We start from the raw sequence: 10240 nt of genomic DNA, 5'->3' as shown, positions 1-10240 counted from the left end.
CCGGGGCGCCGCTCGGTCCGTCGGGGCGGCCCCGGCTCAGGGAGTTGGCCGGATGAGGGGACTCCGCTGGCGACAGACCGCGCTGGCCACGCGGACCAGATCCACATGCCGCCGGGCGGTGAGGCGCGGCCCTCCAGACGTGCCCTGCATGCCGGCGCCCTCCTCCCGCTGTCGCAATTTCATGTAAACCCTACCTTTTGAGTAGGAATACCTCAAGACCGGAATGCGTGTCATGGGGTGACGATGTCGAAGTCGCGATCGACGTCGTCCAGGAGGCCGAACAGGGTGGTGAGCGCGCCAGGGTCGCCGTCGGTCTGGATGTCGCCGAGGTCCTGGGTGGCGACCAGGCGAAGCAGTTGCGGCTTGGTCAGCGTCAGGGTGAGGTCGGCCGGGGTGCCGTCGTGGGCGCGGGACTGGGTGAGGACGCCGTTGGCGAGGGTGAGCCTGACCTCGTCCTTGAGGTCGGTGAAGTTCCAGTCGACGGCCAGGCGGTGCTCCCAGGCGCGCGGCCCGTCGACGCGGATGGCGATGGAGTCGAAGACCTGCTCGACGCTGAGCGCCATCAGAACGTCCGGCGACGAGCTGTCGAGGGTGCCGGTGCGCTTGTCGCCGCGCAGCTCGGCGGCGCCCTGGAGGTAGTAGTTGCGCCACGTCCCGTTCTCGCTGCCCTGCCCGAGCGCGTCGTAGACCTTCGCGAGAAGCTCGCGCGCCTCCATGGCGCCCGGTTCGGCGAAGACGACGTAGTTGAGGACCTGGGCGGCCCAGCGCAGCTCGCCCGCCTCGAACGCCGCCCTGGCCTTGGGGAGGACGCTCGCCACACCGCCCATGAACTCGACGTGCCGCCTCGCCGACTCCTCGGGAGGCAGCTCCCACAGGTGCGCGGGGTTGCCGTCGAACCATCCCATGTAGCGCTGGTAGACGGCCTTGACGTTGTGGGAGACCGAGCCGTAGTAGCCGCGCGCGTGCCAGGCCCGCTCCAGCGCGGGCGGCAGCTCGATCATCTCGGCGATCTCGATGCCGGTGCAGCCCTGGTTGAGCATCCGGAGCGTCTGGTCGTGGAGGTAGGCGTACAGGTCCCGCTGCTCGCGCAGGAAGCGGGTCAGCTCGCCGGTGCCCCAGGTCGGCCAGTGGTGCGAGGCGAACAGCACGTCCGACCGGCCGGCGAACATCTCGATCGCCTCGGTGAGGTACCGCGCCCACACCCGCGGGTCGCGGACCAGCGCGCCGCGCAGCGTCAGGATGTTGTGCAGGTTGTGGGTGGCGTTCTCGGCCATGCACAGCGCCCGCTTGCCGGGGAAGGAGAAGTTCATCTCCGCGGGCGCCTCGGTGCCGGGCGTCAGCTGGAAGACGATCCGGACGCCGTCGACCGTCTCCTCCTGGCCGGTCTCGGTGATGGACAGGGTCGGCTCGATCAGCGAAATGGTGCCGGTGGACGTGGTCGGCCCCAATCCCGCGCCGATCTGCCCGGCGGCGTTCCTGGGCAGTTCCGCCCCGTACATGAAGATGGCCCGCCGGTTCATCGCCGTCCCGGCGTAGACGTTCTCGGCGACGGCGTGCTCCAGGAATCCGGCCGGGGCGATGACGGGGATGCCGGCGCCGTCCGGCACCACTCCCCGGACGCCGCCGAAATGGTCGGCGTGCGAATGGCTGTAGATGACGGCGGTCACCGGCCGGTCCCCGCGGTGCTCCCGGTACAGCGCCAGCGCGGCGGCCGCGCATTCGGTGGACAGCAGCGGGTCGACGACGATGACGCCGGTGTCGCCCTCGACGAACGAGACGTTGGACAGGTCGAAGCCGCGGACCTGGTAGATGCCGTCCGCCACCTGGTAGAGGCCGTGCTTGGCGGTGAGCTGCGACTGCCGCCACAGGCTCGGGTTCGCGGTGTCGGGGCACGGGCCGTCGAGGAAGGCGTAGGCGTCCAGGTCCCAGACGACGCGTCCGGACGCGTCCTTGATCTCCGTCTGCGACGCCGTGCCGACGAACCCCTTGTCGGCGTTCTCGAAATCGGTCCGGTCCTCCATCGACGGCTTGGCGCCCACGGCAACTCCTCGGCGTGAGTTCGGCAATACCCAGGCAATTCCCCACCCGGACGGGCATCACGACCAGCAACGAGACAAAAGATCGTGAACTCTCCGGCAGCCCATCCGCTGCATCCGGCGGAACGTCTTTGCCGATTCATCACCCGCCACGACGGAATCTGGAGATGGGCCAGTTGTTCGCGCGGTTCCTCGAAGCCCATCCGGGCGTCGAGTCCGAGATCGGGATGACCCCGGAGGAGGACGCCGCCTGGACGGCCTACAGCGCCGGCCTCCTCGCCCGCCACCAGGCCGAGCGATCGTCCCTCGCAGACCAGCTCGAAGCCGAACAAAACAGACCCTGACGGCACTGCTGTGGAGTTTCATGGAGCCATGACGCCATGGCGGGTGACGGCAGTAGGGCTTCCTGACGGCCGGCCGGTGGAAGGCGGGATCGACCGGCACGGACGCTGGACCGACACCCCGCCCGCGGACGCCGAGCCGCTCCCCGGCCGGTTCGTGCTGGCGGGCCTGGTCGATGCCCACTGCCACCTGAGCATCGCAGACGGCCCGCGTCCGCTGCCCCTCCCCGAGGCCCGCCAGAACCTGCGCGCAGCGCAGCAGGCGGGAATCACGCTGGTGCGCGACATGGGCAGCCCCGGCGCCATCACCTTGCAGATGCCCCTCGCAATGGAGGGCGCCGGCCTGCTCCCGGCCGGACGGTTCCTGGCCCCGCCCGGCGGATACTTCCCGGAACTGTACGAACCGGTGACCGCTGACGACCTCGTCCAAGCCGCGCGTGACCAGATCGCCGCCGGGGCCCGGTGGGTGAAGCTGATCGGCGACTTCCCCGTCCTCGACCAGGGCGTGAGACGTCCGGATCTGGTGGCGCCGACCTACGCGATCGACGACGTCCGGCGGCTGGTGGAGGCCGTCCACGCCGCGGGCGGCCGGGTCGCGGCGCACACCACCACCGCCTGGGCCGCCGACCTGGTCGCGGCAGGCGTGGACTCCATCGAGCACGGCGACGCCCTCACCGGCGACGCCCTGCGCGCCCTGGCCGCGCGGGGCGGTGCCTGGACGCCCACGCTCTGCGCGGTCCTGGCGCCCGCGCCCGCCGACGACCCCGCGCGCCGCCGGCGGCTGGCCGAGCGGCGCGAGCGGCTCGTCCATCTGCTGGACGAGGCCGTCCGGCACCGCGTGACCGTCCTGGCGGGCACCGACGTCGTCGGCAACCTGCCCCGCGAGGTCCGCCTCCTCACCGAGCTGGGCCTGCCCCCGCGGAGCGCGCTCGCCGCCGCCAGCAGCGACGCGCGCCGCTACCTGCTCACCGGCGACGCGGCCGGTGACTTCACGCCGGGCCGCCCGGCCAACCTGGTCACCTACCACGACGACCCCCGCGACGACCCCGACGTGCTCGGGCGGCCCGCCGCGACGTTCGCGGCAGGCCGCCGCCTTCACTGAGGGCCGGTTGAATGGAACGGGATTCACGGGACATTTCCGAGATATCGGCCATTTCCCGAGAATGCGCGTGCGCGACTTTCCCCTGACGGCCGGGTGAGCGTTGAATGGCGCCGGTTCAGCGGCGCCAGGAATTCACTCCCGGCAGGCTGCCGATTACACTGAGTTATCAGTGAGCTGATCGAAATTCGGCGCCAGAATGGGAATGGAGAAGAGCATCCTGATGGATGACGTGCGCGAAGAAACCCGCGAGGCCGATCTCGCGGGGGCGGTGTCCGAAGACGTTTCGGCATTCGTCGAGCTCTCGGAGGTGCTCACCGGCTTCAGCCGCTACGACCTGCGGGGCACCGGGATGGCCGAGCTGTACCTGGACACGGTCAAGCGCCAGATCGGCACGTCCGGCTACGACGCCCTGATCACCATCCTGGCCGCGGCCCCGCGCCAGAGCCCAGACTGGGACGAGCGCCCGGAACTGCTGGAGGCCGCCAGGGCCATCGCGTACCTCTGGTACACCGGCGCCTGGCCGCGCCTGGCCCCGGCCGCGCACGCCGCGCTCCGGCGGCAGATGGCCAACGAGGAGTTCGTCGTCTCGCCCAGCTCCTACACCGAAGGGCTGGTGTGGCGGACGTTCCACGGGCACCCGGCGGGCGCGAAACCGCCCGGCTTCGGCACCTGGTCGATGGCGCCGCCGCCCGTCCCGCCCATCGAAGAGGTCTTCGACGAGCTGGAGCCCGACTTCGCGGGCCGCCACGCCGTGTTCACCGCCCCGGTGTCGGTGTCCGACATCGATCCGTCCATGCTGCCCGGCCTGGCGCCGGAGCGTTACGTCACCCCGTCCGCCCAGCCCCGAGCCGCCGCCCCGCCCACGCGACAGGAGCAGCAATGACCGGCAACGGCACCGTCACCTCACCCGGACGGCTCGACGGCCGCCGCTACGACGTGATCGTCGTCGGCGCGGGCATGTCCGGCAGCCTGATCGCCAAGCGCCTCGGCGCGCAGGGCTGGCGGGTGCTCGTCCTGGAGGGCGGCAACGGCGGCACGCAGACCTGGCCCGGCTATCTCGACTCGCTCGACACCTTCCACGCGGCGGCGATCAAGGTGCCGAACTCGGCGTACCGGCACAACGCCGCCGCGCCGTCCCCGGACGTGCTCGACCTGTCACCCGTTCCCGGCGGCGACGGGTACCGCGCCAACGGCTACTTCCTGCAGAACGGGAGCCTTCCGTACGGCACCGACTACCTGCGCGTCCTCGGCGGTACCGCGATGCACTGGCTGGGCGCCGTCCCGCGGATGCACCCGACCGACTTCAAGACCCGCACGCTCTACGGCTACGGGCGCGACTGGCCCATCGACGCCGCCGAGCTGCAGCGGCACTACGCGGAGGCCGAGCACGAGATCGGCGTCGCGGGCGACGCCGCCGAGCAGCGCGCGTGGCTCCGCGACGTGGACGACCCCCGCGACCCGTCCGTCATCGCCGACCCCGACTACCGCTACCCGATGCACCGCATCCCGCCGAGCCACATCGACGAGGTGTTCCGCGCGATCGACGGCACCGAGGTCTCCGAGGACGTGGGCGGCCAGGCGGCCGACCTGCACGTCACCGCGCTGCCGCAGGCCCGCACCAGCACCCCGGACCCGGCGTACGACGGCGGCGCGGGATACCGGCCGAAGGGCGCGGTGGGCCTGCCGAACTACGGCGAGCGCTGCGTCGGGAACGCGAGCTGCGTGCCGATCTGCCCCGTCCAGGCGAAGTGGACGCCGCTGCGCTGGCAGGCGCAGTGGAGCGGCTCGGTCACGCTCGCCACGCGAAGCGTCGTGAGCCGCGTGCTCCTGGGCGGGGACGGACGCGTCCGCGGCGTGGAGTACCGCTCCTACGGCGACCCGGCGACCCCGGTCAGCGACGTCTACACGGCGGAGGCGGACATCGTCGTCCTGGCCGGGCACGCCATCGAGAACGCCCGCCTGATGCTGGCCTCGCGCCTCGCCCCGAACAGCGCGCAACTGGGCCGCAACCTCATGGACCACCCGACCATGCTCGCCTGGGCGCTGATGCCGTCGGGCGACCAGGTGGGGCCGTTCCGCGGGCCGGGCCACACGTCCGGCTACGAGAGCTTCCGCTTCGGCGACGCGCGCAGGCTGCGCTCGCCCTTCCGCATCGAGATCAGCAACTGGGGCTGGGGGTGGCCGATGGGCGCGCCGTTCAGCAACGTCGCGGCCATGCTCCGCATCGGCGGCGACTCCGCCGGTGAGGTGCACGGCCCCGATCCCGACCTGGACAAGTTCGGTCCCGCGCTGCGCACGTCCCTCGGCGAGACGATCGGACGCCAGATATCCCTCCAGATCGCCGTGGAGCAGCCCGCCGACCCGTCCAACAGGGTCACCCTCGCCCCGAGGGACCTGGACGCGCTGGGCAACCCCCGGCCGGTGATCACCTACGATCTCGACGAGCACGTCAAGAAGGGCGTCTACGCGGCCCGGCAGGTGTCCAAGCGGATCTTCGGCGCGCTCCTCGCCGACGACCACACCGACTACGGGCCGGGGCCGGACGGCACGTACCCGATCGGCCATTTCACCTATGCCCCGAGCTCCTCGTTCGAGCCGCTGGACCTGGGCTACCGGGGAGCTGGCCACGGCGCCGGGACGCACGTCATGGGCACCGGCAGCAGCGACTCGGTCGTGGACTCCTACCAGCGCACCCACGAGCACCCGAACCTGTACGCGGTGGGCTGCGGCAGCATGCCGTCCGTCGGGACGTCGAACCCGTCCCTCACGATGACCGCGCTGACCTTGCGCAGCGCCGAGGCGATCCACCGGCACCTGGCCGAGCTGCACCGCCCGGTCAACCTGAGCACCCCGTCCAGCACGCGTCCAGCGGAGGTCAGGGCATGACCGTCGAAGACACGACCCGCGCCGGCACGTCCGGCGGACGGATCGTCAAGGAACACGAGCTGAAGTTCGAGCCGCCCGCGTCCCTGGAGCAGCTCCGCACGTATCTCCAGTACGCGCTCCAGGTCGAGCACATCACGATCCCGCCGTACCTCACCGCGATGTACACGCTGCGGCCCGGCACCAACCGGAGCGCGTTCTACGTCATCCGCAGCGTCGTGCTGGAGGAGATGCTCCACATGACGCTGGTGTCGAACCTGCTGAACGCGGTGGGCGGCACCCCGTGCGTGGCGCACCCCGAGTTCGTCCGGAAGTATCCGGCCACGCTGCCGCTCAGCGCCGGGGACATCCCCGTACCGCTCCAGCATTTCTCCCGGGAGGCGTTGAAGACGTTCCTGCGCATCGAGCAGCCGCAGTCGCTGAGCGGTCCGCCCGACCCGAGGGGCTGGACGTCGATCGGCCAGTTCTACGACTACATCCGCCGGGGCCTGATCGGCCTGATCCGCGACCTCGGCGAAGAGCGGGTCTTCACGGGCGACCCGGGACGGCAGGTCGGGCCGGAAGACTTCTACAACTCCGGCGGCGAGGTCTTCAAGGTCACCGGCCGCGACAGCGCGCTGCTGGCGCTGCGCGTGGTCAGCGAGCAGGGCGAGGGGCTCGGCGATTCCATCTGGGACAGCGACGACCAGATTTTCGGCGAGGAGCGCCAGGTCGCGCACTACTTCCGGTTCAACGAGATCGCCGAAGGCCGCCTCTACGGCCCGCACGATCTCCCGAAGGACCGTCCGAGCGGCCCGCCCATGGACGTCACCTGGGCGGACGTCTACCGGATCGACGGCCGCTCGACCGTCGCCGAATACGGACGGTTCCCCGACAGGTCCGTGTACCACCACGCGAAGGCGTTCAACGACGCCTACGCGGGCATGCTCGCCTTCTTGCAGGAGGGGTTCACGGGACGTCCGCGCGACATCGCGCACGCCATCCCCGTCATGCTCGAACTCCGGGACCGCGGCCAGGCCCTCTACCGCAACCCGCACCCGGACCCGCGCAAGGCCGCCGAGGGGCTGTCCGCCAGCGCCACCTTCGAGATCGATCAGGAGACGATCGACCGCGCCGTCGAGTTTGCCGCCGCCCGCATCGAGGCGGCCGGCCTCTCCGCCGGCGAGCCCATCGACCTGTCCGCCCTGACCGCACCCCGCCCGTCATGACATGCGGACATGGCAGGACGGACGGGGCGGTTCGTTTAGCGGGGGGTGATTCGTTCAGCCCGGTGATTGGTTCAGCCCGGTGATTCGTTCACCGTGGTGATTCGTTCAGAGGGGCCGGTCGGTCAGCAGGCCGCAGGGGTGACCACGTCGGCCCAGTCTCCGTCTCCGAGGTCGTCCATGGAGACCCGGCCGCGCTCGGGGGCATCGGTGCCGCACGGCCAGAAGTTCGGCCCGCCGAACCAGCGGGTCGTGTTGCCGGAGTGGAGCGTCTTAGAACCGCTGCCGTCGGTGGCCCAGCCGCTCGCCGCGGGGTCCCAGTGCTGGACTATGAAGTCCAGTTCGACCTCGGAGATGCCGCGGTTCCGCGCCTCCAGGAACGGCTGGGTGGTGTAGGTCGTCTCGCCCACATGGACGACGTCGCTGCACACCTGGTAGACGACGGCACCGAGTTCGGCCTCGGGGCCGCAGACGGTTTCGGGGTCCTGAGCGGAGGCGGTGGCCGCTCCGCTCAGGGCGGTGGCCAGCACGGCCGCACCCGTGATGACCGCCAGGCGACGCGAGCCGGGTAATAACTTCATGTGTTTCTCCCAGGAAGAAAATGAAGCCGTGTTCGACCTCGATAGAAGTATCGAACGTTCCAGCGGCACATCAAGACGATCACCTTGGCCGCTGTCGGCCATCAGGGAGATAGCCGCAGGCCGCGGACTAGACCAGTGGCGTACTCGTGGCGCGGGGGCACCGCGTCGTCGCCCAGCAGCAGGACGGTGAAAGCGCAGTTCAGGCAGGCGCCGATCAGCAGCCGGGCGGCGCCCTGCGGCTCGACCCGCGCCGCCACGCGCCCCAATTCCTGTTCCCGGCGCAGGTAGGCGGCGACCGAATTCTCGGCCTGGTGGGGGCCGAGCTGGCGGGGCCCCATCACCTGCCGCAGCCGGACCAGCTGCACCGGGCTGGCCAATACCGCCACCTTCGCGGCCAGGACCTCGTCGTAGAAATTGATGGTGGCCTCGGCGACCATCACGAGGTTCTTATGGACGCTGGCCTGCCCGACATTGGAGAGAAGGTCGGCGACCGTCGCCACGTAGACGGGCAGCCGGTCCTGCAGCAGCGAGAGGTAGAGGTGCAGCTCACCGTGTTCCCTGTGCTGCACCGAACGCATGGCGTCGCTGACCGCCTCGACCACGCGGCGCCGCACGCCATCGGCGCGGTCGGCGGGGCTTTCGGGCACGGAGCTGGTCGCAGGTCCCCGGTCGGGCTGCATGATCTCCCCAGGCTATTTCGGCGTCCCATGCGTGCATAAAGCCCACCCCGCCCAATGGACCGCCATAAGGCGGCCGCGCCCAACCGGCGGCCGGCGCCGCGTGATGGCGAATCCCAGATTATGGGTTTTGCCTTTTGCAGGCAACGAAAACGAAATCTTGACCGCCATGATCCTCCCGTCCGGTGGCATGGCGGCCCGCCCGTCCACGCTCTGACCTGGAGGACCGCGCCATCAGAACGATCACACGAGGCATCGGGCTCGTCTGGTCGGCTCGGCTCCGGCGCGGCACGGCATCCGGACGGCGCCGGTGATCCCCTCCTGAAGATCCGCGGCGCGGCCGCCGAGCGGCTCGAACCCGGTGGAAGCGAACATTTATCGGCAAGGCTTTTCTCTGTTAGAACATTGTGTTCTTATATTCGGTAGTGGACCGTTCTGGATCCGGGCTGGGGGCACGGTGATGTCGACTTACCATGCGGCTTGGTGGAATCTGGAGAATCTCTTCGACGAGGAGAACTCGCCGCGGCGCACCGAGAAGGTGGCGCGGGTGATCAAGAACAGCATCGCCGGGTGGACGCCCCGGCTCCGGGACCGGAAGGTCGCCCAGCTCGCGTCCGTCATCGCGCAGATGAACGGCGGCGCCGGGCCCGACCTGCTCGGCGTGTGCGAGGTGGAGAACCGGTTCGTCCTCGACCTGCTCGCCGACGCCGTGCGCGAGCGGCTTCCGCGGCGGCGGTATTCGATCGTGCACGCCGACACGGGCGATGCCCGGGGTATCGACGTCGCGTTCCTCTACGATCCGGATCTGCTGGAGGCACCCGCCGATCAGGTCTTCTTCCATGTGGTGATGCGGCGCAACGCGACACGGGAAATCGTCCAGGTCAACTTCCGCACCCGGAACGGCCGCACATGGGCGGTGTTCGGCAATCATTGGCCGTCCCGCAGCGGCGGCGCGTTCGAATCCGCGGGCTACCGGCACATCGCCGCCGAAACGCTCGCGTTCTTCCATCAGCGGGTGCTGGAAGAGCACGGCGCCGAAACCCCGGTGCTGGCGATGGGCGATTTCAACGACGAGCCGTTCGACGCGTCCCTCGTCACCCACGCGCTCAGCACCCGGCAGCGCCGCCGCGTGCTCGAGGCCGACACCCCGCGCCTGTGGAACCTGATGTGGCCGGCGATCGGCACCCCGGACGGCAGTTTCTATTTCAACAACGAGCCGAATCTCCTCGACCAGTTTTTGATCAACGCCAACATGGCCCGGCGCGAGTCGCCGATCCGCGCGGACGCCGGCACCGTCCGGATCCTGAAGTTCCCCGGCACGGCCGCCTTCGAGCCGGTGTACTCCTCCAGCACGCGCGGGTCGGCCTGGATCTCCGCCGGGGTGCCCGACACCAGCAGCCCGCCCTGGCTGAGGA

At 70.2% G+C, this 10240-nt stretch carries 9 protein-coding genes; 6 read left to right on the top strand and 3 right to left on the bottom strand.

Going from position 1 to position 10240, the window contains the following annotated elements; all coding sequences use genetic code 11:
• Positions 1-230: 230 nt before the first annotated feature.
• Positions 231-2021, bottom strand: a complete 1791-nt coding sequence (locus E1264_RS33980) for an alkyl sulfatase dimerization domain-containing protein (protein WP_132180160.1) — start codon at positions 2019-2021, stop codon at positions 231-233.
• A gap of 182 nt (positions 2022-2203) precedes the next feature.
• Here E1264_RS33980 and E1264_RS43950 point away from each other — a divergent pair, with 182 nt between their 5' ends.
• The 5 genes from E1264_RS43950 (at position 2204) to E1264_RS33960 (ending at position 7570) form a co-directional block, all read left to right on the top strand.
• Positions 2204-2380 carry a hypothetical protein gene (locus E1264_RS43950; RefSeq protein ID WP_165964528.1) on the top strand — a complete coding sequence of 59 codons (177 nt, stop codon included), beginning with the start codon at positions 2204-2206 and terminating at the stop codon, positions 2378-2380.
• Between the two features lie 76 nt (positions 2381-2456).
• Entirely contained in the window at positions 2457-3479 is a 1023-nt protein-coding gene (locus tag E1264_RS33975; protein WP_165964527.1) for an amidohydrolase family protein, read from the top strand.
• A 220-nt stretch (positions 3480-3699) separates the two neighbouring features.
• Positions 3700-4362, top strand: coding sequence for a hypothetical protein (locus E1264_RS33970; RefSeq protein ID WP_243711332.1), 663 nt, complete (start codon positions 3700-3702; stop codon positions 4360-4362).
• Positions 4359-6365: a GMC family oxidoreductase gene (locus E1264_RS33965; RefSeq protein ID WP_132180154.1), complete on the top strand. Its 2007-nt coding sequence runs from the start codon at positions 4359-4361 to the stop codon at positions 6363-6365. The genes E1264_RS33970 and E1264_RS33965 overlap by 4 nt, the downstream gene beginning before the upstream one ends.
• On the top strand, positions 6362-7570 hold the full coding sequence (locus E1264_RS33960; RefSeq protein ID WP_132180152.1) for a ferritin-like protein: 1209 nt from the start codon (positions 6362-6364) through the stop codon (positions 7568-7570). Before E1264_RS33965 ends, E1264_RS33960 begins: the two co-directional genes overlap by 4 nt.
• 122 nt (positions 7571-7692) lie before the next feature.
• On the opposite strand, the gene E1264_RS33955 is transcribed toward E1264_RS33960, so the two are convergent.
• Entirely contained in the window at positions 7693-8148 is a 456-nt protein-coding gene (locus E1264_RS33955; protein ID WP_132180150.1) for a hypothetical protein, read from the bottom strand.
• A gap of 101 nt (positions 8149-8249) precedes the next feature.
• Positions 8250-8828, bottom strand: coding sequence for a TetR/AcrR family transcriptional regulator C-terminal domain-containing protein (locus E1264_RS33950; RefSeq protein ID WP_132180148.1), 579 nt, complete (start codon positions 8826-8828; stop codon positions 8250-8252).
• A 358-nt stretch (positions 8829-9186) separates the two neighbouring features.
• Between E1264_RS33950 and E1264_RS45645 the strand changes: the two genes are divergently transcribed.
• On the top strand, positions 9187-10240 hold a 1054-nt coding region (locus E1264_RS45645; RefSeq protein ID WP_243711331.1), incomplete at its 3' end, for an endonuclease/exonuclease/phosphatase family protein.

Source organism: Actinomadura sp. KC216 (assembly GCF_004348535.1).
Lineage (GTDB): Bacteria > Actinomycetota > Actinomycetes > Streptosporangiales > Streptosporangiaceae > Spirillospora.
The sequence above is the reverse complement of the archived record's forward strand: the minus strand, read 5'-3'. Positions and strand labels throughout refer to the sequence as shown.